29 protein-coding genes and 1 pseudogene are annotated in these 23,860 nt (G+C 65.5%); 23 read left to right on the top strand and 7 right to left on the bottom strand.

The genetic code is table 11. The annotated features are described in order from the left end of the window. Positions 1-14 precede the first annotated feature (14 nt). Positions 15-1,535 carry a PhnE/PtxC family ABC transporter permease gene (locus tag H6G99_RS04455; RefSeq protein ID WP_286190986.1) on the top strand — a complete coding sequence of 507 codons (1,521 nt, stop codon included), beginning with the start codon at positions 15-17 and terminating at the stop codon, positions 1,533-1,535. A gap of 66 nt (positions 1,536-1,601) precedes the next feature. Continuing rightward, positions 1,602-2,264, top strand: a complete 663-nt coding sequence (locus tag H6G99_RS04460; protein WP_190610166.1) for a putative antibiotic biosynthesis monooxygenase — start codon at positions 1,602-1,604, stop codon at positions 2,262-2,264. Positions 2,265-2,271: 7 nt separating this feature from the next. On the opposite strand, the gene H6G99_RS04465 is transcribed toward H6G99_RS04460, so the two are convergent. Then, a complete protein-coding gene (locus H6G99_RS04465) occupies positions 2,272-2,763 on the bottom strand; it encodes a nucleoside deaminase (RefSeq protein ID WP_190610168.1) in 492 nt (163 codons plus the stop codon). A gap of 78 nt (positions 2,764-2,841) precedes the next feature. Here H6G99_RS04465 and H6G99_RS04470 point away from each other — a divergent pair, with 78 nt between their 5' ends. Continuing rightward, positions 2,842-3,231: a DUF6970 domain-containing protein gene (locus H6G99_RS04470; protein WP_199296977.1), complete on the top strand. Its 390-nt coding sequence runs from the start codon at positions 2,842-2,844 to the stop codon at positions 3,229-3,231. Positions 3,232-3,246: 15 nt separating this feature from the next. Here H6G99_RS04470 and H6G99_RS16535 read toward each other — a convergent pair whose 3' ends face one another. Together H6G99_RS16535 and moaB are read right to left on the bottom strand one after the other, a co-directional pair. Further along, positions 3,247-5,004: a mechanosensitive ion channel family protein gene (locus H6G99_RS16535; protein ID WP_190610170.1), complete on the bottom strand. Its 1,758-nt coding sequence runs from the start codon at positions 5,002-5,004 to the stop codon at positions 3,247-3,249. Then, positions 5,001-5,516, bottom strand: a complete 516-nt coding sequence (moaB, locus tag H6G99_RS04480) for a molybdenum cofactor biosynthesis protein B (RefSeq protein WP_190610172.1) — start codon at positions 5,514-5,516, stop codon at positions 5,001-5,003. The genes H6G99_RS16535 and moaB overlap by 4 nt, the downstream gene beginning before the upstream one ends. A gap of 94 nt (positions 5,517-5,610) precedes the next feature. On the opposite strand from moaB, the gene H6G99_RS04485 reads away from it, so the two are divergent. Further along, on the top strand, positions 5,611-5,805 hold the full coding sequence (locus tag H6G99_RS04485; RefSeq protein WP_190610173.1) for a hypothetical protein: 195 nt from the start codon (positions 5,611-5,613) through the stop codon (positions 5,803-5,805). A gap of 14 nt (positions 5,806-5,819) precedes the next feature. On the opposite strand, the gene H6G99_RS04490 is transcribed toward H6G99_RS04485, so the two are convergent. After that, positions 5,820-6,839, bottom strand: coding sequence for a methyltransferase (locus H6G99_RS04490; protein WP_190610175.1), 1,020 nt, complete (start codon positions 6,837-6,839; stop codon positions 5,820-5,822). A 157-nt stretch (positions 6,840-6,996) separates the two neighbouring features. On the opposite strand from H6G99_RS04490, the gene H6G99_RS04495 reads away from it, so the two are divergent. Next, positions 6,997-7,644 (top strand): NAD(P)H-dependent oxidoreductase, encoded by a 648-nt coding sequence (locus H6G99_RS04495; protein WP_190610177.1) that lies wholly within the window; start codon positions 6,997-6,999, stop codon positions 7,642-7,644. 16 nt (positions 7,645-7,660) lie between these two features. Here the strand turns inward: H6G99_RS04495 and H6G99_RS04500 are convergent, their stop codons facing one another. After that, positions 7,661-9,205, bottom strand: a complete 1,545-nt coding sequence (locus H6G99_RS04500; protein ID WP_190610179.1) for a metallophosphoesterase family protein — start codon at positions 9,203-9,205, stop codon at positions 7,661-7,663. Positions 9,206-9,215: 10 nt separating this feature from the next. After that, complete coding sequence (locus H6G99_RS04505; protein WP_190610180.1) at positions 9,216-10,520, bottom strand: diacylglycerol kinase family protein; 1,305 nt, start codon at positions 10,518-10,520, stop codon at positions 9,216-9,218. Between the two features lie 35 nt (positions 10,521-10,555). Between H6G99_RS04505 and H6G99_RS04510 the strand changes: the two genes are divergently transcribed. The 11 genes from H6G99_RS04510 (at position 10,556) to H6G99_RS04560 (ending at position 18,236) form a co-directional block, all read left to right on the top strand. After that, complete coding sequence (locus H6G99_RS04510; RefSeq protein ID WP_190610182.1) at positions 10,556-11,464, top strand: MBL fold metallo-hydrolase; 909 nt, start codon at positions 10,556-10,558, stop codon at positions 11,462-11,464. 83 nt (positions 11,465-11,547) lie between these two features. Next, the gene (locus tag H6G99_RS04515; RefSeq protein WP_353617171.1) at positions 11,548-12,330 is read left to right on the top strand and encodes an integron integrase; all 783 of its coding nucleotides are present in this window, start codon (positions 11,548-11,550) and stop codon (positions 12,328-12,330) included. Positions 12,331-12,556: 226 nt separating this feature from the next. Next, a complete protein-coding gene (locus H6G99_RS04520) occupies positions 12,557-12,799 on the top strand; it encodes a DUF4160 domain-containing protein (protein WP_190610184.1) in 243 nt (80 codons plus the stop codon). Continuing rightward, entirely contained in the window at positions 12,783-13,043 is a 261-nt protein-coding gene (locus tag H6G99_RS04525) for a DUF2442 domain-containing protein (RefSeq protein WP_094511221.1), read from the top strand. The genes H6G99_RS04520 and H6G99_RS04525 overlap by 17 nt, the downstream gene beginning before the upstream one ends. A 101-nt stretch (positions 13,044-13,144) precedes the next feature. Further along, on the top strand, positions 13,145-13,897 hold the full coding sequence (locus H6G99_RS04530; RefSeq protein WP_190610186.1) for a uracil-DNA glycosylase family protein: 753 nt from the start codon (positions 13,145-13,147) through the stop codon (positions 13,895-13,897). Between the two features lie 106 nt (positions 13,898-14,003). Then, positions 14,004-15,068 carry a GTP pyrophosphokinase gene (locus H6G99_RS04535; RefSeq protein ID WP_190610188.1) on the top strand — a complete coding sequence of 355 codons (1,065 nt, stop codon included), beginning with the start codon at positions 14,004-14,006 and terminating at the stop codon, positions 15,066-15,068. A 698-nt stretch (positions 15,069-15,766) separates the two neighbouring features. Further along, complete coding sequence (locus tag H6G99_RS16540) at positions 15,767-16,294, top strand: Fic family protein (protein WP_353617184.1); 528 nt, start codon at positions 15,767-15,769, stop codon at positions 16,292-16,294. Positions 16,295-16,543: 249 nt separating this feature from the next. Then, positions 16,544-16,777, top strand: coding sequence for a type II toxin-antitoxin system RelE/ParE family toxin (locus H6G99_RS04545; RefSeq protein ID WP_353617172.1), 234 nt, complete (start codon positions 16,544-16,546; stop codon positions 16,775-16,777). Next, positions 16,777-17,085: an addiction module antidote protein gene (locus H6G99_RS04550; protein WP_094585247.1), complete on the top strand. Its 309-nt coding sequence runs from the start codon at positions 16,777-16,779 to the stop codon at positions 17,083-17,085. The genes H6G99_RS04545 and H6G99_RS04550 overlap by 1 nt, the downstream gene beginning before the upstream one ends. 167 nt (positions 17,086-17,252) lie before the next feature. Then, positions 17,253-17,753, top strand: a complete 501-nt coding sequence (locus tag H6G99_RS04555; RefSeq protein WP_190610191.1) for a GNAT family N-acetyltransferase — start codon at positions 17,253-17,255, stop codon at positions 17,751-17,753. 132 nt (positions 17,754-17,885) lie between these two features. Further along, complete coding sequence (locus H6G99_RS04560) at positions 17,886-18,236, top strand: cupin domain-containing protein (protein WP_094585245.1); 351 nt, start codon at positions 17,886-17,888, stop codon at positions 18,234-18,236. Positions 18,237-18,470: 234 nt separating this feature from the next. On the opposite strand, the pseudogene H6G99_RS16675 reads toward H6G99_RS04560, so the two are convergent. After that, a pseudogene (locus H6G99_RS16675) lies at positions 18,471-18,647 on the bottom strand (DUF3592 domain-containing protein); the annotation flags it as partial. 560 nt (positions 18,648-19,207) lie between these two features. Here H6G99_RS16675 and H6G99_RS04565 point away from each other — a divergent pair. The 7 genes from H6G99_RS04565 to H6G99_RS04595 all read left to right on the top strand — a co-directional run bounded on the left by H6G99_RS04565 (position 19,208) and on the right by H6G99_RS04595 (position 23,855). Then, on the top strand, positions 19,208-19,645 hold the full coding sequence (locus tag H6G99_RS04565) for a cyclic nucleotide-binding domain-containing protein (RefSeq protein ID WP_190610192.1): 438 nt from the start codon (positions 19,208-19,210) through the stop codon (positions 19,643-19,645). Positions 19,646-19,776: 131 nt separating this feature from the next. Next, the gene (locus H6G99_RS04570) at positions 19,777-20,181 is read left to right on the top strand and encodes a GFA family protein (protein WP_190610194.1); all 405 of its coding nucleotides are present in this window, start codon (positions 19,777-19,779) and stop codon (positions 20,179-20,181) included. Between the two features lie 86 nt (positions 20,182-20,267). Further along, entirely contained in the window at positions 20,268-21,257 is a 990-nt protein-coding gene (locus H6G99_RS04575) for a hypothetical protein (RefSeq protein ID WP_190610196.1), read from the top strand. A 228-nt stretch (positions 21,258-21,485) separates the two neighbouring features. Further along, positions 21,486-21,728: a hypothetical protein gene (locus tag H6G99_RS04580; RefSeq protein WP_190610198.1), complete on the top strand. Its 243-nt coding sequence runs from the start codon at positions 21,486-21,488 to the stop codon at positions 21,726-21,728. A 39-nt stretch (positions 21,729-21,767) separates the two neighbouring features. Continuing rightward, positions 21,768-22,142, top strand: a complete 375-nt coding sequence (locus H6G99_RS04585; protein ID WP_094585377.1) for a VOC family protein — start codon at positions 21,768-21,770, stop codon at positions 22,140-22,142. A 31-nt stretch (positions 22,143-22,173) separates the two neighbouring features. Next, positions 22,174-22,980 carry an SDR family NAD(P)-dependent oxidoreductase gene (locus H6G99_RS04590; RefSeq protein WP_190610200.1) on the top strand — a complete coding sequence of 269 codons (807 nt, stop codon included), beginning with the start codon at positions 22,174-22,176 and terminating at the stop codon, positions 22,978-22,980. After that, positions 22,980-23,855, top strand: coding sequence for a bile acid:sodium symporter family protein (locus H6G99_RS04595; RefSeq protein WP_190610202.1), 876 nt, complete (start codon positions 22,980-22,982; stop codon positions 23,853-23,855). Before H6G99_RS04590 ends, H6G99_RS04595 begins: the two co-directional genes overlap by 1 nt. Positions 23,856-23,860 lie beyond the last annotated feature (5 nt).

Raw genomic sequence — 23,860 nt, forward strand, 5'->3', positions numbered from 1 at the left:
CGCCGCCGCTGCTGATGCTGCTTCCGGCCCTGGTGCTGGTGCCCCTGGCCGTCCTGCTGCCGCCGCTGGTGCACGGGGGCGGCTGGGAGCTGATCGGCAGCTTCGCGCTGGCGGCGGTGACCCCGTCGCTGGATCCGGTGGTGCTCGCGTCGCTGCTGAAGGGGCTGGGGGTGACGGTCGGCATGGCCCTGCTGGGCTGGGCCGGCAGCCTGGTGCTTGGCCTGCTGCTGGGGGCGTGCAGCTCCCGCACCGTGTGGCGCACCCTGACCGGCAGCGCCCTGCCGGCGGAGCTGATCCGCCGCCTGCTGGCCCTGCCCCGGGCGATCCATGAGCTGATCTGGGGGCTGCTGCTGCTCCAGCTGGTGGGGCTCCAGCCGGCGGTGGCGGTGCTGGCGATCGCCCTGCCCTTCGGTGCCCTGGTGGCCCGGGTGCTGTCCGACCTGCTCGATGCCCTGCCCACGACCGGCCTGGAGGCCCTGCGGGCGGCGGGCGCCCCGGCGCCGGCCGCCCTGCTCACGGCCCTGGGTCCGGCCCTGCTGCCCGGGGTGCTCAGCTACGGCGGCTACCGGCTGGAGTGCGCCCTGCGCAGCGCCACCCTGCTGGGGGTGTTCGGCCTCGGGGGCCTCGGCACCGACCTCAAACTCACGCTGCAGTCGCTGGAGTTCCATGAACTGTGGAGCGGCCTGTGGCTGCTGCTGGCGGTGATGCTGGCCCTGGAGGCGGGCATCAGCCTGCTGCGGCGGCGCTGGCTGGTGCCCGGCAGGTTTGTGCTGGCCCGGCGGGGGGTGGGCGAGCGCAGCCGCGAGATGCTGCTGGCCCTGGCGGCCCTGGTGCCCCTGTGCGTCCTGGTGGGCCGGGCCCTGGGGGTGGATCCGGCGGCCCTGCTCAACTGGCAGCCGCTGCCGGGCCTGGGCGGCGGCGACTGGGCCGCCACCTGGGCCCTCCCCTGGCCGCGGCTGGTGGGCGGCACCCTGCTGCTCACCGCCCTGGCGGCCTGCCTGGCGGTGGGGCTGGCGCCGCTGCTGCTGCTGGTGGTGGCGCCGGTGGGCTGGGCGCGGCAGGGGCTGCGGCTGCTCTGGGCCCTGGGGCGCCTGTGGCCGCCGCCGCTGACGGCCCTGCTGCTGCTGTTCGTGCTGCAGCCGGGGGTGATCACCGCCGCCCTGGCCCTGGGCTTCCACAACCTGGGGGTGCTGGGCCGGCTGCTGCTGGAGAGTGTCGACGCCACCGACCCGGCCGCTGAGGAGGCCATGGCCTGCGGCGGCAGCGGGCCGCGGCTGGCCCTGCTCTACGGCCGCTTCAGCGCCCTGGCCCGGCCCTATCTGGCCTACGGCGCCTACCGGGCCGATGTGATCCTGCGGGAATCGGTGGTGGTGGGGCTGGTGGGGGCGACCGGGCTGGGCAGCCAGCTGCTGGAAAGCCTCAGCTCCTTCGCCTGGGACCAGCTGCTGGCGCTGGTGGCGGCCTACGCCCTGCTCACCCTGGCCGGCGAGGACCTCAGCGACCGGGCCCGGCACCGCTGGTTGCGGGCGGCCTGAGGGTGCCCCCCGCGTGGCACTCCCCGGGAGGATGCCCCAAGGTGAGCCGGCCCCGGTGCCGCTGCGATGCCCCCGACGCGATCCAGTCCCGACACCCCTGGCCCACCCTTCCACTACCGGTTCCTGCACCGCGTCGCGCCGGCGGCCCGAACCGGCTTCCTGGAGCTGGAGGAACGGCTGCGGACCGCGGCCCGTGGCTACCCCGGCTTCGTGGAGGAGAGCCTGCCCAACCCCCTGGGTCAGGCCGACAACGGGGAGCTGCTCTACGAATCGTCGCTGACCTTCGCCAGCCTGGCCGATTTCCTGGGCTGGATGGACAGCCCGGAGCGGCGGAACCTGCTCAACCCGGCCGAGCGCGGCGGCTACCGCTACGCGGGTGACGGCGACTGGGACGGTTATGCCCGCTGGCTGGGGGAAGCGGTGCGCCGCCGGGTGCCCGTCTGGAAGGTGAACCTGCTGGTGCTGCTGGTGCTCTATCCCACCGTGGAGGTGCTGCGGGTGCTGCTCCGGCCCCTGCCGCTGGATGGTCCCAGCGGCCTGCTGCTGGCCAATGTCTGCAGCGTGGCCCTCACCGGCTGGTGGCTGGTGCCCTGGGTGAGCCGGCTGTGCCGGCCGTGGCTGGAGGGCACCGGCAGCCGGCGTGGCCAGCGGCTCACGCTGACGGCGATCCTGGCGAGCCTGGGGCTGTTGCTGCTGCTGTTCCGGGTCCTGCCCGCCACCAGCACCTGAGCGCGCCTCAGTAGCGAACCCGGTCGGGCCTGGCCTGGTACTCCTTCCACACTTCCACCGCCTCCTCCCGGAGGACCTGGGTGAGCCGGATCGAGCGCTGCTCCTTGGGCAGGGCCAGCTGCTCGTAGATCGGACGATCGTCGAAGTCGCCGTATTCGAGGGCGTCCTCCACGCTGGCGGCGTAATACACCTCCTCGATGCCGGCCCAGTAGCAGGTGGCCATGCACATCGGGCAGGGCTCGGCGGAGGTGTAGAGGATGCAGCCGGGCAGCTTGAAGCTCTGCAGGGTGATGCAGGCCAGCCGGATCGCCTCCATCTCGCCGTGCCAGGTGGGATCGTGGCTGGCCACGACACGGTTCATCCCCTGGGAGATGACCACGCCATCCCTGACGATCAGCGCCCCGAAGGCCCCGCCGGTGCCGTAATCGATGGCGGCTTTTCGTGACAGCTGAATCGCCTGGCGGATGAAGGTCTCGTGGTCCGGCGTCGCTGCAGCCATGAACCTTCCTGCGCAGGCCCCACCGTAGCCGCGCCGGCCGTGGCAGCCTCCCTTTCGAGATCACGCCAGGGGCCGCCGATGGCAGGGAGTGCCGCCCGCTGCGGGCCGTTGCGGGGGGCGGGCCTGGCCGCTGCCACGCTGATGGTGAGCTCCCTGGCGTTGGGCGCCCTTGCCCCCACGGCCCTGGCTTCCCCGGCCGCCCCGCCCTGGCTGCAGCGGCTGATCGGCCAGCTGAAGGCCCAGCCGCCCGGCAATCCGCCCCAGACCGTGTGGCGCTACCGCTACCGGGGCCAGGTGGTGTACTACCTGCCGCCCCAGTGCTGCGACCAGATGAGCACGCTCTTCGATGCCGAGGGCCGGGTGATCGCTGCCCCGGACGGGGGCCTCACCGGCCGGGGCGATGGTCGGGCGGGCGATTTCCATGAGCGGCGCCGCGAGGGCCTGCTGCTCTGGCGCGATCTGCGGTGATCGGGCCCACCCTGATCAGCCCCGCCCGACCAGCTCCAGGCCATCGGCCAGGGGGATCCCCTCCCGCTGGAAGCGGGCCACCAGACGCCCCTGCAGCTCACGGGCGCAGGCCCACTGCTCGCCGGTCACCGTGGTGAGCAGGACGCTCACGGTGATGCCAAGTGGGCCCGTGGCACTGACGCCCCGCAGCAGGGGGGGCGTCAGCAGGCGGGGTCCCCAGGTGGGGTCGGTGTGGAAGGCGGCGAGCTCCTCGGCCACCACCGCCAGGGCCTGGCCGATGGAGGTGCAGCGGTGGGAGATGAGCAGTTTCACCTCCTCCCCGGAGCGCAGCTTGGTGTGGTTCACCACCCGGTCGAACGCACTGTTCTGGACCACGGCCACCCGGTGGTCGAAGCAGTGCAGCTGGGTGCTGAGCACACCCACATCCACCACGTCCCCCTCGAGGCCATTGATCTCCACCCAGTCGCCGATGGCGTAGCGGTCTTCGATCAGCACGGCGAGGCCGGCGACGAAGTCCCGCAGCAGCCCCTGGAACACCAGGGCCAGGCCGCCCAGCAGGGCGCCGCCGGCCAGCAGCAGGGAGGAGGAGGCGGCCCGGATCCCGGGAATGTCGATCAGGATCCAGCCGGCCGCCAGCAGGATGCAGACCAGATCGATGAGGCGATGGCTCACCCGCAGCAGGCTGCGGTGCCGCTGCTCCCGGCGGGCCTGCTCCTCCACCGGCACCCTGGAGCCGTCGGCCCACTGGTGCAGCAGGAAGGTGGCCAGGGAGCGCGCCAGCAGGGCGGCCAGCCCCACCATCAGCACCTTGAGGAGGGAATGAACCGGCTGGAGCAGCAACTGCAGCCCCAGGGGCACCTTGCCCGGGACGGCCATCACCCCCAGGGCCAGCATGACCATCAGCTGCAGCAGCACCAGCAGCAGCAGCACCAGCCCGAAGACCTGGTGGAGCTGCAGGCGTTGCTCCAGGGCCCGATCAGGGGTGGGGCTGCGGCGGCTGATGAGTCCGGCGCAGCGCACCCGGTTCCAGCGCCACAGCCAGAGGGTGGCGGCGGTGAGCAGGGCCAGAGCCAGCTGCACCGTGAGGGTGAACTGCCAGCGGCGGCGCAGATCGGCCGGCTGCATCACTTTGCGGGCATGGCGCAGGCGGCGCTGCAGCCGCTGCTGCCAGCGTTCCCCGAGGGCCAACGCGCTGACGCCGTTGAGGCTGGCATCGGCCCGGGTGATTGTGAGCAGCGGCAGGGGTTCGGAGCGTTCGGGCACCCTGGCTTCGAGCACCACATCGCCCCCCGGCAACTGCCGGCGCTCCACCACCAGCTGCTCGGGAGCGCTGCCGCTCACCCGCTGGAGCGGCGACGGCTCACAGGCCCCATCACTTCCCCCCAGCACCCGCACCAGGATCCACTCGGCGATCTGTTCGCTCTCGCTGCAGAGGTGCTCGGGGTCGTAGAGGAGGCGCAGGTTGCCTTCGATCACCTCGGCGCGGCGCCGGGCGTCGGGAGCATTGTCCTGATGGCCCACCACTGGAGAGGCCACGGTGAGGGCGGGAACGCCGAGGATCCGCACCTTGGCCAGCTCGAAACTGCCGGCGGCCACCACGCCGCCGGGGTCGGCCGGGCCTGTCCCGGGCCCACGGGCCCCGCTGCCATCGGCCGTGGCGGCGGCCATCGCCCCGGCCGGCGGCAGCCACCAGAGGCCGACGGCGAGCAGCAGGGCGAGGGCCCCCAGCCACCAGGGGCGCGCCGCACGATGCCACCAGGAGCGCACCCTCACGGCGCCTGATCGGCGGGTTCACGGAGCCGCGGCAGCAGTTGCACCAGGTTGCAGGGGCGGGTGGTGGCATCGAGCTGGGCGCGGATCAGCCGGTCCCAGGCGGTGGACACCGCATCGAGGGAGCCGGGCAGCACGAACACCACCGTGCCGTTGGCCACCCCGGCCAGGGCCCGACTCTGCAGGGTGCTGGTGCCGATCGTCTCGAAGGAGAGCACCCGGAACAGCTCGCCGAAGCCCTCGATGGTCTTGTCGAGCAGGGGCGCCACGGCCTCGGGGGTGCCGTCGCGGCCGGTGAGGCCGGTGCCGCCGGAGCTGATCACCACCTGGACGGCGGGGTCGGCGATCCAGCGGCTCAGCTCGGCGCGGATGCGATAGCGGTCGTCGGGCACCAGGCTGCGCTCCAGCAGCCGGTGGCCGGCCGCCTCCAGCCGCTGCTGCAGGGCATCGCCCGAGGGATCGTCGGCAAGGCTGCGGGTGTCGGAGACCGTGAGCAGGGCGATGGAGAGGCTCACGGATCCTGGGGCTGGGCTGGCACCGACGCTAGGGCGGAGAACGCCTCTGGCACACTGACTGTCGAGGAACGCAGGCCAAGCGGAGAACCCGGGGATGACCTGGAAACGGCTGGGGCGCGGTCTGTTGTTCGGCCTGGCGGGCTTCCTGCTCAGCACCGGCCTGAGCTACGTGCTGGTGCTGCAGCTCTACACCCGCCATGACCGCGAGCTGGCCGCGGCGATGACCAGCTTCTTCTTCTTCGGCCCCATCGGCGGGGCGATCGCCCTGGTGGTCGGGCTGCTGGTGTGACGCGGGGGCCGCGCTCAGGCCGCCACCGCCTCCACCACCGCGACCGGTGACGGGGTCGGGTGGATCCCCGCCAGGCGCAGGCCGGCGCGCTCCAGCAGCTGGGCGTACTCCGTGGGGGTGCGTTCCCGGCCGCCCTCGGTCATCACCAGCATGTTGAGATCGAGCAGCTTGCCCGGGGCCGGAGCGTTGCCCGGGGGGATCACCTGCTCGAGGATCAGCAGCCGCCCGCCCGGGGCCAGGCCGGCGCGGATGTGGCCGAGGATCGTCAGGCAGGCGTCATCGCCCCAGTCGTGGAGGATGTGCTTGAGCAGGTAGGTGTCGCCGCCGGCCGGCGCGCTGGTGAAGAAGTCGCCGCCGACGACGCTGAAGCGCCCCTCCAGCTCCGGCGGCACCGTCACCGGCGCCACCACCGCCGGCTGGTCGAAGAGGGTGCCGCGCAGGTGGCCGTGGTGGCGCAGCACCGCCTGCAGCAGTCCACCGCGGCCGCCGCCCACGTCGATCAGGTGGCGGGAGGCGCTGAAGTCCCAGGTGGCCAGCAGCCCCTCGGTCTCGACGCGGGAGAAGTCGGTCATGGCGCCGTCGAAGATGGCGCCGCGCTCGGGGTTGTGGCCGTACCAGTCGAAGACGGGTTCGCCGAAGTGGTGGCGGAAGGCGCTCTCGCCGCTGCGGACGCTGTGGAGCAGGTCGGTCCAGGCGTCGTAGTGCTCGCCGCCGAGCATGCGCACGAACTGGCGCAGGGAGCCGGGGTGGTCGCTGCGCAGCAGTTCGGCCAGGGGGGTGAGCACGAAGCGGCGCGGCTGGCCCTCGCTCTCGGCGAACACGCCCAGGCTGGCCAGACCCCGCAGCAGCCGGAACAGGGACTCGCCGTCGGCGCCGCAGCGGCCGGCAAGCTCCTCGGCGGTCAGGCCGTCGGGGCCGGCGGCGGCCAGATGGTCGGCGATCGCCAGCTCGGCGGCCACATGCAGCATCTGGGTCACCCAGTTGCCGCAGGCCAGCTGGAGGAAAAGGCCGGAGAGATCCGCGCTGGGGTCCATCGAAGCGGAGCGGGGCGTTGCCGGTCTACACCTGCCCTGCACCAGGGTCATCCCTGGGGGTTCGTTGACCGCGGGTGACCGGTGCGCCGACACAGACACCACGGGCGCTGACCCCTTAGGTTCCGGGCGAGACCACCCGTCACCGCGCTCCCCAGCCATGACCCTGAGCTCCGCCGAGCTGCTTGACGCCCTGCGCTGGCGCTACGCCACCAAGCAGTTCGACCCCAGCCGCCGCATTCCCGCTGACACGTGGGTAGCGCTGGAGCAGGCGCTGGTGCTCACCCCCTCCTCCTACGGCCTGCAGCCCTGGAAGTTCCTGGTGATCGAGGATCCGGCGCTGCGCGCCGAACTGCGGCCCCATTCCTGGAACCAGTCCCAGATCACCGATGCCTCGCACCTGGTGGTGTTCCTGGCGCGGCGAACGATCGAGCTGGGCGATCTGACGCGGCTGATCGAGGCCACGAGCTCAGCCCGCGGCGTGCCTGCGGAGCAGCTGGAGGGCTACCGGCAGCTGATGCAGAAGGATCTGGTCGACGGCCCCCGCAGCGCCGCCATCGCCAGCTGGGCCAGCAACCAGGTGTACATCGCCCTGGGCAACTTCATGACCGCCGCCGCCCTGTTGCAGGTGGACACCTGCCCGATCGAAGGCTTCTCGCCACCCGACTACGACCGCCTGCTGGGCCTGGAGGGGAGTCCCTACCGCAGTGCCGTGGTGTGCGTCGCCGGCTATCGCGATCCGGCCGACAAGTACGCCGACCTGGCCAAGGTCCGCTACCCGCTCGATGCGGTGATCGAAGACCGCTGAATGGTCAGCCGCCCCGCTACGCTGGCCCTGTCGCTGGCAGCAGGATCGGATCGAGGGCCTCGTGACGCCAGCGGCCCTCGGCCTTCTCCGCCACCAGGGGAATGAGGCGGAGCCGCAGCGGCGTGCCGCTGCCCACATCCACCCGCAGACCGGAATAGGTTCGGCGCAGGCTCGAGCCGCGCCCGGAGCGGCCCAGGAACAGACGGGATTGGGCCAGGGGGCGCTCCCGGCCGTCGACGGTTTCCTGGAGCAGAGGCCCCTCCCGCCGCTGGCGGCGCAGGCTGTAGCCGCTGCCGCCGCAGATCAGCCAGGGAATGTGGGCATCGCCGTGGCCGGTGTCGGCGGTCTGGAGAAACTCCATGCAGTGGGCGTGGCCGCTGAAGGCCAGATCGATCAGGGGCCGCCCGGCTGGCAGCGGCCCGAGGGCGGCGGCGACGCGATCCAGCACGCCGCGCAGCCGGGCCCGCACCGCCAGGGTCTGGCCCTGGTCCCACTTGCTGGTTTCGGTGACGTAGGGGGGATGGTGCAGCACCAGCAGCCGGCCCCGCACGTCCGGGTTGCGCCAGGAGGCGATCAGGGCGTCGGCGAACCAGTCGAGCTGCTCCTGGTCGACCGCCGGCGGACCGCCTTCGAGCTGCTTGTCGATGTCCCGGATCTGCTCGTCGAGCTGCTCGGCCTTGGCGGCCCGGTCGTCGCGGGCGTCCTCATCGCCGCCGAGGGGCCCGAGGGAGAGCAGCAGGGTGGCCCGTTCGGCGTCCAGCCGCTGGCGGCGCCGGCGCAGCTGGCCGTCGTCGGCACCGGCCGGCAGGGGCTGGTTGAAGGTGTTGGAGTCGAGGGCGAACACATCGACGCCGGCCCAGCGGACGCTGTAGTGGCGGTGGGGCAGGCGGGTGAAGGCGCCGGGGCGGTAGAGCAGGCAGCGAGCCCCGTCGATGGAGGCGGTGCGGGTGCGGGCGAGGTGCTCCTCCAGCTCGGCCTCGGGCACGGCGCCCAGCCCATCGAGGAAGGCGCGGGCCCAGGCCTGGCCCACGAAGGAGCCGTGCCAGCCCACATCCAGCTGGATCCAGGAGCGCAGCAGCCGCCGCGGCGGCGCCGTGACGCCGGCGAGCAGCCCCAGCGGCAGGGGGAGGTCGTAGTAGTCGTGGTTACCGAGCACCGGCAGGAACGGCACCCGGAAGACGAGCCGGTCGTAGCGCAGCCGCTCCCAGTCCTCGCCGCCCACGATCCACTCCCGGTAGGGACGGATGAAGTTGTCGGGGTACTGCTCGCTGGAGCCCACCGGGTAGACGACGTCGCCGGTGTGGAGCAGGAAGCGGGCATCGGCGCCATGGGCGAGCAGCTGCTCCGCCACCCGCCGCTGGGGGGTGTCGCGGCGATGCAGGCCGGTGCCGCTGTCGCCGAGCACCAGGAAGGAGAAGGCCTCGGGGCTGCCCGGATCGCCGTCGATCGCCAGGCGGCAGGGGTCGATGCCATGGCGGGCGAGGGCGGGATGGCCCCAGCGCACCCGGTCGGCCATGCGGCGGATCTTGGTGGCGACGCCCGCCTCGGTGGCCAAGTTCATGGGGGCGCGGTCACGGTGGCGGCAGCGGCGCGAACACCGTCAGGGCGCCGGGCAGGCAGGTGAAGGTGACCGGGTCGGCCTCGAGCATCTCGCCGTCGATCACCAGTCGCTGGGGCGGGTCGGTGGTGATCGTGATGCGGCTGGCCCGCAGACAGAGGAGATCGGGGTGGTTGGCGGGCGACTGCACCACGGCGGAGGTGAGCAGGGAGGCGAGGGCGTTGAGGCCCTGCAGGCGGGTGGCGGGGGAGGCGATGGTCACCTCCAGCAGACCGTCGTCGGGGATCACCCGGCCGAAGCCCTGGGCCAGCACGGAGGTGGCCGGGGCCACGTTGGCCACGGTGATGGCGGCGGCCTGCACATCGGTGACGGTGCCGTCGATCTCGACCCGGGCCCGGAACGGCTGCTGGGAGGCCAGCTGCTGGGCGCCGGCGAGCACGTAGGCGAGCGGGCCCAGCATGGTTTTCAGTTCGCGGGTGGCGCGATCCACCATCCCGGCCTCGAAGCCGACCCCGGCCAGCAGGGTCATCGGCACGTCGTTGCAGCGGGCGGCGTCCACCACGTGGGTGTGGCCGGCCAGGATCGTTTCACAGGCGGCCACCAGGTCGGTGGGGATGAACAGGGCCGAGGCGAAGGCGTTGGCGGTGCCGCGGGGGATGACGCCGAGGGGAATGCCGGTGCCCGCCACCGCCCCCGCCACGGCCGAGACGGTGCCGTCGCCGCCGCAGGCCACGATCATGGCGTTGCCCGCCTCGTCGGCCGGCCGGGCCTGGAGCAGCTCGACCAGTTCGCGGCACTGGTCGGCCGGGTCGGTGCCGGCCCGGGTGAGCAGCACCGTCACCAGCAGCTGGGGTTCGAGGATCGAGCGGATCAGGGCCAGATCGGCGTTGGCATCCCCCTGGCCGGCGACGGGATTGAACAGCAGGTAGGCCGAGCGGCCGTGGGACAGGCCGCGCAGGGCCAGCTCGGCGGTGGCGGCATTGAGGGCCAGGGGCACGGCGGCCAGATCGCAGGCGCGGATCAGCAGCCCGGCGTCGGGCGACGTGCCCGCCGGCGCGGCCGGATCGAGGAAGGCCACCACCAGGTCCACCGCACCGGCCAGCACCTCGGCGGCCACCTGGATGTCACCCCCCTCGGCGAGGGCCGCCAGCGGCGTGACCCGCAGCTGGGCGGTGCGCGGGTCGCTGCGGAGCCGCTCAGCCAGTTCGGCGCTGGCCAGCAGGGGGAAGCCGGCCACCGCAAGCGACTGCCGGTCGAGCCAGTCGAGCATCGCCTCGCGGCGCGACGCACTTGCCAGCAGCGCCAGGGCATGGGCCATGGGGATCAGGCTAGGGGCGTCGCCGCCACCTTCCCATGGCCCGTCCCCAGCAGCGCCTGGCCGCCAATGCGGAGGGGCCGTTCTATGTGGATCGGACCTGCATCGACTGCGGCACCTGCTGGCAGTTCGATCCGGCCCACTTCGCCCCCACCGGCCGCACCTCGCACGTGTGGGCCCAGCCCCGGGGCGAGGGCGAAACCCGCGCGGCCCTGCTGGCGTTGCAGGCCTGCCCGGTGGCGGCGATCGGCACCACCAGGGAGCTGCTGGCCCAGAGCCCGGCCGATGGCTTCCCATCGCTGGTGTGCAGCCTGCCGGCGGGGGAGGTGCACTACGGCGGCTGGGCGTCGCGCAAGAGCTTCGGGGCCAGCAGCTGGCTGATCACCCGGCGCCGCGCCGATGGTCGCCCCGACAACGTGCTGATCGATTCACCGCGCTGGAGCGGCGCCCTGGCCCGCCGGATCGAGGCCCTGGGAGGCCTGCAGCGGATCCTGCTCAGCCACCGCGACGACGTGGCCGACCACGACGCCTGGGCCCGGCATTTCAGTGCCGAACGCTGGATCCACACCGCCGATGCCGACGCCGCCCCGGAGGCGGAGCACCGCTTCGAGGGCACCGAACCCATCACACTCGACGACGACCTGGTGGTGCTGCCGGTGCCGGGTCACACCGCCGGCTCGGTGGCGGTGCTGTTCGCCGGCCAGGTCCTGTTCAGCGGCGACCACCTCTGGTGGGGGGTGGATCCCCCCGGGGTGGTGGCGTCCCGCCGCTACTGCTGGTGGGACTGGCAGGAGCAGGTGCGCTCGGTGGAGCGGCTGCTGGATCTGGACGTGCGCTGGCTGCTGCCCGGCCACGGCCGCTGGCACCACTTCGCTCCGGGTGAGTGGCGGCGCGAGCTGGAGGCGACCCTGGCGCGGGTGCGGCAGGGCCGGGGCGGGGAACCCTGAAGGCGGCTCCGCCTTGTTCTCATGGCTCCGACTCCCGGCCCGAGGCTGATGGATCGTTACCGTGAGGAACTCATGCCCAGTGGGTGAAGCGCTTTCTGCGCTTTCACGGGATGCGGCATCCCCTGGCCACGGTGGGGCAAGTGAGTGCCTCCACGCAGAACCAGGCGCTATCCGCCCTGCTCTTTCTCTACAGGCACGTGCTTGGGGGAGATGTGGGCAACCTGGAAGGGGTGGTGCGCGCCCGGCAGCCCAAGCGGTTGCCGGTGGTATTCACGGTGGCGGAGACGAGGAAGGTGCTGCAACGGCTCCAGGGAACCGAACAGCTTGTGGCGCAGATGCTCTATGGCAGCGGACTGCGGCTGATGGAAGCGCTGAGGCTCCGGGTGCAGGACGTGGAGATTGAGGTCAGGCAAGTGACCGTCCGCAGTGGCAAAGGCGACAAGGACCGGGTCACCGTGTTCCCCGCCAGCCTTACGGAGCCCTTGCAGAATCATCTGTTGGTGGTGCTGCCGATGGCATTGGGAAGGAAGTACCCGAACGCTGCCTCGGAATGGGGCTGGCAGTGGGTCTTCCCACAATCGCACCGTTGGCGTGACGCCAGGACCCGAACGGAAGGCCGGCACCACATTGACCCATCCGTGATCCAGAAGGCGGTGAAGCGGGCAATCCTGCGGGCCGGAATCAGTAAGCCGGCAAGCTGTCATACGTTCCGCCACTCGTTTGCGACTCACCTGCTGGAGCGCGGCCAGGACATCCGCACCATCCAGGAATTGCTGGGGTACAGCGATGTGAAGACCACGATGATCTATACGCATGTACTGAATCGCGGCCCTTGTGGGGTGATGAGCCCGGTGGACCTTCTGTAGCGTTCTGAACCGCTGGATCTCGGACCCGCCCATGCCTCCGTCACCCAAGAGCAACGCCAGAGAAAAGCCTTACGCTGGAGCGAGCTCCAAGGCTTGATCATGGTCTCGCAGGTTTCTTATGCCGCCGGAGACCCCCGAGCGGGATGGATACCGGACTCGCCGAAATTCTGTTAGCTGCACAGTAAGCCTGAGGTCGGTATCGTTGATGTGATGGTGGCGCTTTCGGATGCCGACAATCCTCAGAAGCGGTCCTTATAGGGTCTACTTCTACAGTCACGAGCCAAACGAGCCTCCCCATGTTCATGTCGACAGAGATAAGGCGTCTTGCAAAGTCTGGCTTGTTCCTGTGGCACTGTCCTCGAGCCTTGGTTTCAGCGCCAGAGAGCTGCGTGAAATTGAACGGCTGGTCAGCTTGAACAGAGCTATCCTTCTGAAAGCATGGGAGGAGTTTCATGGCCAACCCTGGTGAGCAGGTCACTGACGTTGCGTTGACAGAAGACAGGCTGATCGTCGACCTGGCTGACGGTCGTTCTATCTCGGTACCGCTGGCTTGGTTCCCAAGGCTTCTACATGCAACCTCCCAGGAGCGTGACAACTGGGAGATTGCAGGGGCTGGCTACGGAATCCACTGGCCAGATGTCGATGAGGATTTAAGTGTGGAAGGCCTGCTTCGAGGTGCGCCAGCGCCCCAGGCAAAGGCTCTGGTCAGCTAACAGCGCCCATGCACCTGAGCCGCCGCCGTAACGTTCTATTCTTCGCCGAGAAAACCTTGCGGCCAGGTGATGGCGAGCGTTAGACATCTGCTGGAGAATCCATGACCATCCATTCAATACTTTTCGATCTACTCGAAACTTCTAACATTCGATACCCCAAAAGTGATACGGGAGATTTTGAGGTGGTTCCCGTTCCGAAGGGACCAATTGCGCGAATTGCAGGAAGGGCATTTTTCCCAGGAGGCTCGGGAAGCTCCTCGGGCGAGAACCATCTCGTCCCAGAGAATCCAATTCTTGTAATCGGCAACAACTTTGGCTCTTACTCATACTATTTAGACTGTGTGCAGACTCACAAGGAAGAACCCTTGAGTAATTCGACGTGGGGAGAACTGCTTCATGTCTATCAGCAAGCAGGCCTTGATCCTAGCTTTTGTTTCCACACAAATGTGTTCATGGGGTACCTCCCTGGAGACAAGAATTCAGAGTCAATGAAAATCACTAAAGCGTTCAAGGAAGACTGTTACTCATTTCTAGTGAAGCAAATTCTAACGGTTAAGCCGAGAGCGATCATTGCTGTTGGAGCAAAGTCTAAAGATGCACTATCTCATCTTGCCAACGGCAAGATTCCATCGTGGTCATCGGCTACATATGCAGCGCTCTATCAAAACGGTCATTTCTTTCACAGAGACATTGATTTGTCATCAACTACTCTTGAATGGAGAGGTGACCTTCTGACAATGACTCATCCCGCTCTCCGAAGGGGAAACTTTGGCAAGATCAGGAAGAACGAAGGATTTGATCCTGAGCCTATCGAGATTGAGGGTCTTTCTAGTCTTGTAGAACGAAATGTCTAACATCACGATCCAGCGGCCGGTCCTGCTGCTGTCCTGTGGAAGCATCGGGCATCTGCCCGCCGCTGATCTTGAGCGTTAGGCTGAATATGGAGCTGGGGCAGCTTTCGTGAGCACTGACTGGCAAGCTGAGTTTGAAAGTCGACGACCAGACTACGAACGCGGCTGCTCGAAAATGACGTCCCTCCTGTCCGACCTTCTTCTCGCATCGGATATTCCGGCGACCATCGAATGTCGCGTAAAATCGCCAATTGGCTTCGCGGACAAGGTGGCACGCAAGGGATACGCAACTCCATTTGTACAGATGACCGACATCGTTGGCATTCGAGTGATCTTGCGGACGCTTGCAGACGTCCAACGCGTCGCAGAACTTCTTGCCCGAGAGTTTGAGGTTGATTGGGAGAATTCGGTCAGCAAGGTCAAGCAACTCGACCCCGACAGGTTTGGCTACCTCTCAGACCACTACATCCTGCGACTGAAGCCGCCGCGCACAGAGCTTGTCGAGTGGCAGACGTTCTCGGGAATGTGGGCGGAAGTCCAGGTGCGGACCATCGTGCAGCACGCATGGGCAGCAATTCAGCACGCCCTCGACTACAAGAGCACATTCGACATTCCTAAGACCCTGCGCAGGCGTCTCTTCCGCCTAAGCGCGCTGTTCGAGCTGGCTGATGAGGAGCTGGATTCCATTGCCGCAGGCGCGGGTGAACTTCTTGCACAGTACCGACAACAGATATCCTCGAATGCAACTGATATTGAACTGAATCTGGAGTCCATTCGAGCGTATCTCGAGGAGTCTGTCCAAGTTTCCTACTGGGCCGATCTCATCCGGTCTTGGGGTGTCGAAGTGAATCCCCCTGGGATGATCGCCCGCGACCTGGAAATGGCACGAGAAGTTGGGATCAAAACTGTGGCCGAGCTTGATGATCTCATTTTGTGCTCCAAGAGTTGGGGCGAACCCTACCTTCATGATTACTACAAAAACACATTCGGCAAGCTCCCGCCGTCTGGCTGTAGTTCCGACGTCAACGGAATCGTTACGCTTTTCTTGATCGGTAACTACCTAGAGGTGTTCACGGACGAGGAGCTGCCAAGTCGATGGGGCTGGGGCGAACCCCAGCGCGCAACAGTTCCTGCCAAGCAGTACAATCCGAAGTACTGTAATCCTCCAGCCTAACAAGCGCATCGAGCGGGCAACGCAAGATTAGAAACTTCCCGAAGCGTCTGGGTGCCGCTCATGCGTAAGTTGGATGGATGCTTGCGGCTTGCTCAGTGCCAACTACGGCGCATCATTTTCTCAGACCTTGTCAAAGCGATGCAGCGCTCTCATTATAGAGATGTCGCACTTCTCGAATGTTTGATCCAATTTCATGGGCAATTGGGTTTGGAGCCACGCAATCGACGCGGGCTCTGATCGGGAAGCTATATCCAGATGACCTACGCTCCAGGCTCCACGATGTGGCTGAGAGATGGGCGGAAAGACTCCCCAACGATATTCGAATTGATCCCGCCCAGTTAATGGAGCCGAACGGGGTTGGCCCATCTCGCGAGAAACTGCAAATACGCCTCTTCTTGCATAACCATCCTCCTAGTGAAGATTTATGGTTTTTTGCTCTGCAGGAGGCATGGAAAGAAGCAAGCGCCACCTCTTCATGCCGATTCTTCAAACAGTCATGCGGCGAAGCTGATATTCACTTGAGGAAGCTTGCCAAAGCGCTAGCCCTTGAATGCTCGAAGGATCGTAAACTGTTTCAAGTTTCTACACTCCATCAGCTCGAGGAAATCCTGTCTGAGCAAACTGCCTTAAAAAGGGAGCTAGGGATAACCAGAAGCCAGATCCTCAACAGTATCGAAAATATTGCTTTCCGCCCTCATATGATCAATCAGAAGGCAATCACACAGCTTCTTGAGCAGCCTCACCTATGCCATGGCCAAGGCCTACTGGATCTCAATTCTTTGTTACTAGTTGATAGTCCTTCGTCTTTAGTATCAGGAAAGATTCGTCGAAGTGAGTCTTGGGTTGGCCCAGCAGGATCGAGCAGAGAGCAAGCATCCTTTATCCCTCCTTCCCCATCTGAAGTTCCCAGTCTCTTTGCAGAGTTTATCGGAAAGTGGTCTGGCTCACCATCGCCACTGCAGAGCAGAGATCAAGCCGAGATATGCAGCGGAATTGCCTTATTTCACCATGAAATGTTGCGCATACATCCGTTTGAGGATGGAAATGGTAAAGTCGCTCGCGCGATCTCAGACCAACAAGCCAGGCATCTATGTTGCGTAAATAAGCGTCTCTGTTTGCGGGATAGCCCGAAATACTTGGAGTCCTTGTCTCGGGCTGACAGCGGCGACATAGATCTACTTGTTTTCATAGTGAAGTCGGCAATATCAAACTGCTTTGATACATAACTCAGCTCCAGTTGCCACTATCCAACATCGCCATTCACCTGAGCCGCCACCCTGAAGCAGTGTTTTGTCTAGATGGCTCATTGCGGCCAGGTGATGGCAAGCGTTCGAAGGATGTGTTGTCCTTGATGGGAGCCAGCAAGGCAGCGTTGCGCGACCGTAGCCAGGGGGCTACAGTTGGTGCATGGTTGAAGTCCGCTAGACAGAGCGGTTTGTCCGATGGTTGGCGGGTCTCCGTGATCTGAGACCCGGGTGAAGGTTCTGGCCAGGATCGCGCGCCTCATCGGCGGCAATCCTGGTGACGTCAAGCCAGTTGGGGCTGGCGTATCGGAGCTGCGGATCAACTACGGCCCTGGATACAGGGTCTACTACCTGCAGAGGGGAACCGCCTTGATCATCCTTTTGGCTGGCGGAGACAAGAGCTCACAAGCCAAGGACATTGATGAGGCCCTTCTGATGGCAGAGAACCTGACGGAGGAGACCTGATGAAAACCACGACGACCTCATACGACGTTGCCGAGCATCTACGCACACCCGAGGAGATGGCGGCCTACCTGGAAGCCTGCATCGAGGAGGCGGATGGTGATGCTGCCTTCATTGCCAAGGCCCTGGGCGACATCGCACGGGCCCAGGGAATGACCCAGGTGGCCAGAGATTCAGGACTTTCCAGGGAAAGCCTCTACAAGGCCTTATCTGGAGAGCGCAGCCCGAGCTTTGACACCATCCTGAAGGTCGTCTCGGCCCTTGGACTGAAGTTGAGCGCCAGTGTGAGAAGTGAAGCGGAGGTGACTTGAGCTCTGTTTAGGCGGTGTAGGTCCGCAAACGCTGCCAGTGAAGATGCGACACCTTCGAACAGGCCCCTGGAGTGGACAGGCCGCCGTCGAGTCCGCTTCGATAGCGATAGCTTCTTGCCTGCCACCCAGTGGCAACGTTAAGCATGCTGTCTGCTGAATAGGAGGCTATGACCGAGGTTGTCATCAGACATCTGGAGCAGGACGACTATCATTCGATCATCTCGGTTGTTGACGAATGGTGGGGTGGTCGGCCTATGGCCGCCATGCTCCCCAAGCTCTTCTTCGTCCACTTCCGCTCTACCAGCTTCACCGCCGTCGATGATGGTCAGATCGTTGGGTTCCTCATCGGTTTCGTTTCGCAGACCTTTCCCGACCAGGCCTACATCCACTTCCTCGGCGTGCATCCCGCACGACGTGGAGAGGGGTTGGGGCGCCTCCTCTATGGGCATTTCTTTGCCGCGGCTGCCTCGCATGGCTGCCGCACGGCCCACTGCGTGACAGCTCCGGTCAATCGCGACTCGATTGCCTTCCATCGTCGCCTTGGCTTCTCTCTTCTTGACTCCGACGACAAGGTCGACGGGGTGCCCTTCACGGTGGGCTATGACGGGGAGGGCCAAGACCGCGTGATCTTCACGAAAGATCTGGATATGCTTGATACCGTTCGCTGATGCCCATCACGCCGATTGAATGGATCAACCGCTGTTCCGCGTAGAGTTCATCTGCTAAGCGTTCGGCCTCCAAGAACCGCTGGGCCGCCATTGTTGCTAAACCCCGCATAACCCTGTTCCACCGAGTCCATAATGAGCTCCCAGCGCTTGTTCAAGGTCACAGACTTTCTCCAACCAGCAGATGGTGAGCCCATTCGCTCAGTCATCACCGAGTCGGCTGACGCAGCGGTCGTTGCTTGGACTGTCAAGCCCGGCCAGCAGATCTCGGCTCATGTGCATCCTGATGGCCAAGATACATGGACCATCCTCTCGGGTTGCGGCGAGTACCGCCTTAGTGCTAATGGAGAGTCGATTGCCATCGCCCAGGGAGATGTGCTGGTAGCCCATCGCCGGGAAGTCCACGGTGTTCTTAACACCGGTCAAGAACCGCTTGTCTTCGTTTCCGTCGTTTCTCCCGCAGCATTGGGCTTCGAGCCGGTGTAGCTCATCATCAACGAGATGCCTGGCATCAAGATCTAATGGCTGGGGCCAGAGACGTCGTGTAAGCGCACTTTGCTCCTGCCCGCCGCTGATCTTGAGATTAGGTCTGCCGTTTCCTGCGCCTCTTGGCATGGTACGAGTGCAGATGTGGCCGATCGCGACCAACGCCAGACCTCCTGCAACCAGCAGCGCTCCGAAGAGGCTTCCTGGCAACCCGGAAACCGGCACTCCCGGTTTCAGTAGAGACTTGCTGGGGTCTTTGGGATCGTAGAAGATTTGTACAGAGCGTCCCGCCGGTAAAGCATCAGCCTCGCGCTGAGCAACCTCGACGCTCTTGATGATTCCTACGTCGTCAAGGCTTTGGCGCGTGCCTGAGTACGTTCGTCCCATCAGGGAAAACTCGTAGTGCAGCATCACGACATGTGTTCCTACAGCACCCCGCCACGGCGGGCCAATACTGGGAGCGCCATCCCTCAATGGCCATCGGGACGTTGCGCGACAACAAGTAACTTCTGCCTCCCAACGTGGCGGCGACGATCAAGCCGAGGATGACTGCAATCAATGCAGTCTGTAGCACGCGCATGCTGTGTTCAGTATGGCCGAGTCACGCACGGGAGGCCTAACCCATCGCTCAAGTTGACCCGCTAGGGACGAAAGCCTAGCCTGAACCTTAGTCTGACCAAAAGTCAAAGATACAGTGACCACAAGTCCACCCAGAACTGTTTTCCTTGGAGTCAATGTGGATGTGACTCTGATTGGTGCTCTAGAGAATCAACAAGACGCTAGGCCTGCGATTTCTCGCCTGCACAACGTTGAGATGCTGTTTGTGTTTAGTTTGGCCAATCGTGACGACTGTTGAATGGAAGCATGCGATGGGATCTGTGTACCGAGCTTGCTACAGCTGGCGAGCACGCTAAATTTGACGTCATTGTCCTCGGTCTGAACCGCCCTCAGACGCTCCTTCTCCAAGTGCCATGACCAGCACGGCCCCGCACGACAAGATTCAGCGGCTCAGGCGAGCCAGTATCTTCGCCTCCACCCCCGACAACGTGCTGGCTGCTGTGGCTGATGCCGTTGAAGAAGTGCAGCTTGCGCCCAACCAGCAGCTGTTCGCCAAGGGAGACCACGGTACCTCCATGTACGTGATCGCTGCCGGCCTGGTGCGGGTCCACATCGGTGACCAGACCGTCGTCGAACTCTCGGAGGGTGAAATCGTGGGCGAGCTGGCTGCTCTCGACCCGGAACCCCGCTCGGCCTCGGTGAGCGCGATCGATCCGAGTACGCTTTATCAGATCGAGCAGTCGACCCTACACAGTCTGATGGCCGAACATCCCGAGGTCGTGCAGGGGATCGTCAAGGAACTGGCCCGCCGCTTGCGTGTCACCACCGCTCCCTACGGATTCAGCATCTGAATGGGCGTCTTTCGCTCTGTATCTGCCCCTATTCCCTAAAGGGGGCGATTCAGGATCGACACGGTTACGACTCAATGGATCGATCCCATACTTTCCCTTACCTTTCGTCCCATCCCTGGAGGACCTGGAGCATGAAACTTGTCGGTGGCTGTCACTGCGGCGCCATTCGCTACGAAGTCGAAGGTGATCCGCTCACCCACGCCCTCTGCCACTGCTCCGATTGTCGCCGCCATGCAGGCGCACCCGTGGTGGGTTGGACGATGTATGCCGAGACAGCCCTCCGGGTGACTCGGGGTGTTCCCAAAATCTACGCGTCGTCGCAGCAGGCACAACGGCACTTCTGTGGCGACTGCGGCACTGGGCTCTTCTACTACAACGCCGAAGGGCTTCCTGGAATCGTTGATATCCAGAGTGCTACCTACGATTCACCTGAAGCCGTACCAGCGCGCATTCAGATCCAGGTGGCAGAACGCATTGCCTGGATGGAGAGCGCCCACGAACTTCCCCAGTTTCAGCGCTTTCCTCCGCAGAACTAACCGTTGAGCTTCCAGTGCATGAACTTGATAGTGCGCTGGAGCCTGTTGCCCGTCTTGCGTTCGCTCCCCCCGGGAGTCGTTGAATCATGTGGTTCGAAGAACTGACCGGCTTTTCAGAACTCTCCCCAGGGCAAGTTCGCGAGAGGATCACGGTTGAAGGCGAGTCCTTGAACTCCCATGTGAATGGGAGGGTGTTCGCCTGTGGCCGGTTGGAAGCGCCGTCGTTGGCTGACTTGCGAGAGCGTGTTCAGGCCAGCGCCTATCCGTCCGGCACTCTGAGGGTGCGCGAGGTCGTCGCCAATGTGCAGCATCTGCATGCCGATGAGTCGAACGCGACTGCGCTGTTTCAGGTGGCCTCGCAGTTCAATCTGCTTGAGATGGTGTCTCCAGATGTGACGCCAGAGCACGGCGTGGGAATCTATGAATATGACCATACCCAGGGACCGGCGTGTGCCATGGCAGCTGGGGCAGGAACGATCTATCGCAACTACTTCGCGGAGGTCAACGGGCAAACCGGTCAATCAGCGCGCCACCAGATCGACTGCCTGGCTGACCTCGGCACCGCCCTGGGAAATACAGAGGGCCGCCTCTGGGAGATGAGGAATGGCTACCCCTTGGCTTCGCAGGCTGGCCTGGTGGAGATCTCAGAGCGCCTGAAGTCTGCGGACGACGATCAACGCGACGGCTGGCGACGGTTGCTGCGAATCGGAATTCAGTGGAGAACGCAGGTGACGTTGAAGGATTGCGAGCACCTCGTTTCACAGGTCTACGGCTCCGCCTTGCCCGTTGCCTATTCCCGCCATGCGTCGAACCTCTGGGCCCCCTTTGCACGGCTCATCCTGGAAGCCTCCTATGAGGCAACGATCTGCACCGCCATCCTGAACACGGCTCAGCATGGAAGTAACCGAGTTTTTCTCACGTTGCTCGGTGGCGGGGCTTTTGGCAATGAAACCGACTGGATTCTGAAGGGCATTGAACGGGCATTGAACCTTCACCGACACGCTGATCTTGATGTGGCTATCGTCAGTTATGGCGCTTCGAATCAGTACGTCAGACGTTTGGTCAGCTCTTTCTGATCATGAGCTCCCCCTTTCAGAATCAGGATGGCCATCATGGGCACCCGCTCTTCGCGGAGCTGGACCACCGTTGCTCTGGCAGTGAGCACCTGGGCTTTCAAGTCAATTGCTGATCTGGAGGCCCAGCCAAGTTGGAGCGTCCTGATGGATGGGAAGGAGCCTCAACCAGTGTCCTGACGCAGGCCTTACCTCGCTTAAAATCCGGCCATTGATGTCCTGGGCACACTGATGCTTCCCGAAACGCCCGCCAGCACGACACGTTCCGCCATCGCGCGGCGCTTCGCCGCTGGCGCCGCCATGGGTGTGCTGATCGCCTCGCTGCCCTTCGCCGCGGGTCACACTTTCCAGCTCAGCAGCCTTGAGGTGGTCGCTGCCGCCCTGGTGATTACCACCTCAGGAGTGATGTGCTGTCTGTGGGGCGGCCGCTTTCTTGATGCCCTTTTCAGGGCGCTGGATTCCACCTCCGTGTGAGGCTTCAGACTGCGCTCCATGCCGAGCTGGCGGGCTCCCATGGCTTTCACGCGATTGCTGACCAACCTCTGCTCCGACCGTCTGGGCGAGAGCCGCGATTTCTATGTTTCGCTTCTCGGGTTCGAGGTGAACTACGACAGTGACTGGTATGTCCAGCTGCGCAGCCCGACCCATCCTCAGCTTGAGCTCGGCATCATCGCCCGATCCAGTGAGCTCGTTCCCGAGCCCTTTCAGCAGGCGCCTGCCGGGATCTACCTCACCTTCGTTGTTCCTGACGTCGATGCTGTGTACGCCAAGGCCCTGGGCCTGGGGCTTTCGATCCATCAGGAGCCCAGGAATGAGTTCTATGGACAGCGCCGCTTCCTGACCGTCGATCCCAACGGTTGCCTCATCGACATTTGCAGCCCCTGCTGAGCGCCTGAGCAACCCATCCACCGAAGCCGCGATGTCATCCGCCTCGACCCGACGCCAGCGGCGTTTCCTGGATCAATACGGCCCCTGGGCCGTCGTCACCGGAGCCTCCTCCGGCATCGGCCGCGCCCTGGCCTGCCGCCTGGCCGACGCTGGGCTGAACCTGGTGCTCGTGGCCCGCGATCGCCCCCGGCTCGAGACCCTGGCGGCCAACCTCATCGCCAGCCACGGCGTGCAGGTGCAGGTCGTCGCCGTGGACCTGGCCCGGGAGGACCACCTCGAAGCGATCCGCCGGGTCACCGACCCGCTGGAGGTGGGATTGCTGGTGGCCTCCGCCGGCTTCGGCAGCTCCGGCCCCTTCCTGGAGTCCGACATCACCAGCGAAACCGAGATGCTGATGGTCAACGGCCGGGCGGTGCTGCAGGCCTGCCACCACTTCGGCCGTCGCCTGCGGGAGCGGGGTCGGGGCGGCCTGGTGCTGCTCAGCTCGATCGCCGCCTTCCAGGGGATGCCCTACGCGGCCCATTACGCCGCCACCAAGGCCTACGTGCAGAGCCTGGCCGAGGCCCTGCAGGTGGAACTCCGGGGCGACGGCGTGGCCGTGCTGGCCGCAGCGCCCGGGCCCACCCACAGCGGCTTCGCCGCCAGGGCCGGGATGCGGATGGGGGCGGCCATGGACCCGGAGGCCATCGCCGGGCCGATCCTCGCGGCCCTGGGGCGGCAGACCACGGTGTTGCCGGGCGCGCTCTCCAAGCTGCTGAGCTGGTCGCTGGTGCCCCTGCCGCGCTGGGCGCGGGTGAGCATCATGGGCACGGTGATGCGGGGCATGGCCATCCACTGATGCAGAGCAGCATCTTCACGGTGGTCCTGCTGCCTCTGGCGTTGGCCATCGTCATGCTGGGCATGGGCCTCAGCCTGGTGCCCGAGGACTTTCAGCGCATCACCCGCTATCCACGGGCGGTCGCGGTGGGCACGGCCTGCCAGTGCCTGGTGTTGCCGCTGCTGGGGGCCCTCATCGCCCTGTTGGTGCCCATGGAGCCGGTGATGGCGGTGGGACTGGTGGTTGTGGCCGTCTGCCCGGGCGGCCCGTCGTCCAACCTGATGACCTACCTGGCCCGGGGGGATGTGGCCCTGTCGGTGACGCTGACGGCCGTGAGCAGCATCGTCACGGTGGTCACGATTCCGCTGTTCACCAACCTGGCCCTCCAGTATTTCCTGGGGGAGGGGGCCGCGATCGCCCTGCCGATCGGCACCACCATGCTGCAGATCGTGCTGATCACCCTGCTGCCGACGGCCATCGGCATGGCCTTCCGTCACCGCTTCCCCGGGCCGGCCCGGCGCCTGGAGAAGCAGATGGGCCGCCTGGCCGGGGGCCTGCTGGCGCTGATCATCCTGCTGCTGTTCATCCGCGAGGCCCCCAAGTTGCCGGGCTTTCTGGCCCAGATGGGACTGGCCATCGCGTTGCTCAACGTGCTCGCCATGCTGGCGGGCTTCCTGGCCGGCCGGCTGTTCCGGCTGCCGCTGGCCCAGCAGGTGTGCATCGCGATCGAAGTGGGGATTCAGAACGGAACCCTGGCGATCGCCATCACCGCCGGCCTGCTCAACAGTCCCGACATGGCGGTGCCGGCGGCGGTCTACAGCCTACTGATGTATGTGTTCGGCTTTGGCGCGGTCCTCTGCGGCCGGCGCCTCATCCCTTCGGCCCGCCGGGCGTGAACTCC

Origin of the sequence: Synechococcus sp. FACHB-909 (genome assembly GCF_014698945.1) — a bacterium.
Classification (GTDB): domain Bacteria; phylum Cyanobacteriota; class Cyanobacteriia; order PCC-6307; family Cyanobiaceae; genus Cyanobium.

What these genes read in the sequence shown, in the direction of transcription:
- H6G99_RS04590 (WP_190610200.1), top strand. Translation starts at nt 22,174, where the DNA reads ATGTCATCCGCCTCGACCCGACGCCAGCGGCGTTTCCTGGATCAATAC.
- H6G99_RS04500 (WP_190610179.1), bottom strand. Translation starts at nt 9,205, where the DNA reads ATGAACTTGGCCACCGAGGCGGGCGTCGCCACCAAGATCCGCCGCATG.
- H6G99_RS16540 (WP_353617184.1), top strand. Translation starts at nt 15,767, where the DNA reads ATGATCAATCAGAAGGCAATCACACAGCTTCTTGAGCAGCCTCACCTA.
- H6G99_RS04570 (WP_190610194.1), top strand. Translation starts at nt 19,777, where the DNA reads ATGAAACTTGTCGGTGGCTGTCACTGCGGCGCCATTCGCTACGAAGTC.
- H6G99_RS04565 (WP_190610192.1), top strand. Translation starts at nt 19,208, where the DNA reads ATGACCAGCACGGCCCCGCACGACAAGATTCAGCGGCTCAGGCGAGCC.
- H6G99_RS04525 (WP_094511221.1), top strand. Translation starts at nt 12,783, where the DNA reads ATGGCCAACCCTGGTGAGCAGGTCACTGACGTTGCGTTGACAGAAGAC.
- H6G99_RS04520 (WP_190610184.1), top strand. Translation starts at nt 12,557, where the DNA reads ATGCCGACAATCCTCAGAAGCGGTCCTTATAGGGTCTACTTCTACAGT.
- H6G99_RS04585 (WP_094585377.1), top strand. Translation starts at nt 21,768, where the DNA reads ATGGCTTTCACGCGATTGCTGACCAACCTCTGCTCCGACCGTCTGGGC.
- H6G99_RS04555 (WP_190610191.1), top strand. Translation starts at nt 17,253, where the DNA reads ATGACCGAGGTTGTCATCAGACATCTGGAGCAGGACGACTATCATTCG.
- H6G99_RS04470 (WP_199296977.1), top strand. Translation starts at nt 2,842, where the DNA reads ATGGCAGGGAGTGCCGCCCGCTGCGGGCCGTTGCGGGGGGCGGGCCTG.
- H6G99_RS04530 (WP_190610186.1), top strand. Translation starts at nt 13,145, where the DNA reads ATGACCATCCATTCAATACTTTTCGATCTACTCGAAACTTCTAACATT.
- H6G99_RS04495 (WP_190610177.1), top strand. Translation starts at nt 6,997, where the DNA reads ATGACCCTGAGCTCCGCCGAGCTGCTTGACGCCCTGCGCTGGCGCTAC.
- H6G99_RS04455 (WP_286190986.1), top strand. Translation starts at nt 15, where the DNA reads ATGCTGCTTCCGGCCCTGGTGCTGGTGCCCCTGGCCGTCCTGCTGCCG.
- H6G99_RS04510 (WP_190610182.1), top strand. Translation starts at nt 10,556, where the DNA reads ATGGCCCGTCCCCAGCAGCGCCTGGCCGCCAATGCGGAGGGGCCGTTC.
- H6G99_RS04505 (WP_190610180.1), bottom strand. Translation starts at nt 10,520, where the DNA reads ATGGCCCATGCCCTGGCGCTGCTGGCAAGTGCGTCGCGCCGCGAGGCG.
- H6G99_RS04580 (WP_190610198.1), top strand. Translation starts at nt 21,486, where the DNA reads ATGCTTCCCGAAACGCCCGCCAGCACGACACGTTCCGCCATCGCGCGG.
- H6G99_RS04460 (WP_190610166.1), top strand. Translation starts at nt 1,602, where the DNA reads ATGCCCCCGACGCGATCCAGTCCCGACACCCCTGGCCCACCCTTCCAC.
- H6G99_RS04595 (WP_190610202.1), top strand. Translation starts at nt 22,980, where the DNA reads ATGCAGAGCAGCATCTTCACGGTGGTCCTGCTGCCTCTGGCGTTGGCC.
- H6G99_RS04550 (WP_094585247.1), top strand. Translation starts at nt 16,777, where the DNA reads ATGAAAACCACGACGACCTCATACGACGTTGCCGAGCATCTACGCACA.
- H6G99_RS04485 (WP_190610173.1), top strand. Translation starts at nt 5,611, where the DNA reads ATGACCTGGAAACGGCTGGGGCGCGGTCTGTTGTTCGGCCTGGCGGGC.
- H6G99_RS04560 (WP_094585245.1), top strand. Translation starts at nt 17,886, where the DNA reads ATGAGCTCCCAGCGCTTGTTCAAGGTCACAGACTTTCTCCAACCAGCA.
- H6G99_RS04490 (WP_190610175.1), bottom strand. Translation starts at nt 6,839, where the DNA reads ATGGACCCCAGCGCGGATCTCTCCGGCCTTTTCCTCCAGCTGGCCTGC.
- H6G99_RS04575 (WP_190610196.1), top strand. Translation starts at nt 20,268, where the DNA reads ATGTGGTTCGAAGAACTGACCGGCTTTTCAGAACTCTCCCCAGGGCAA.
- H6G99_RS04465 (WP_190610168.1), bottom strand. Translation starts at nt 2,763, where the DNA reads ATGGCTGCAGCGACGCCGGACCACGAGACCTTCATCCGCCAGGCGATT.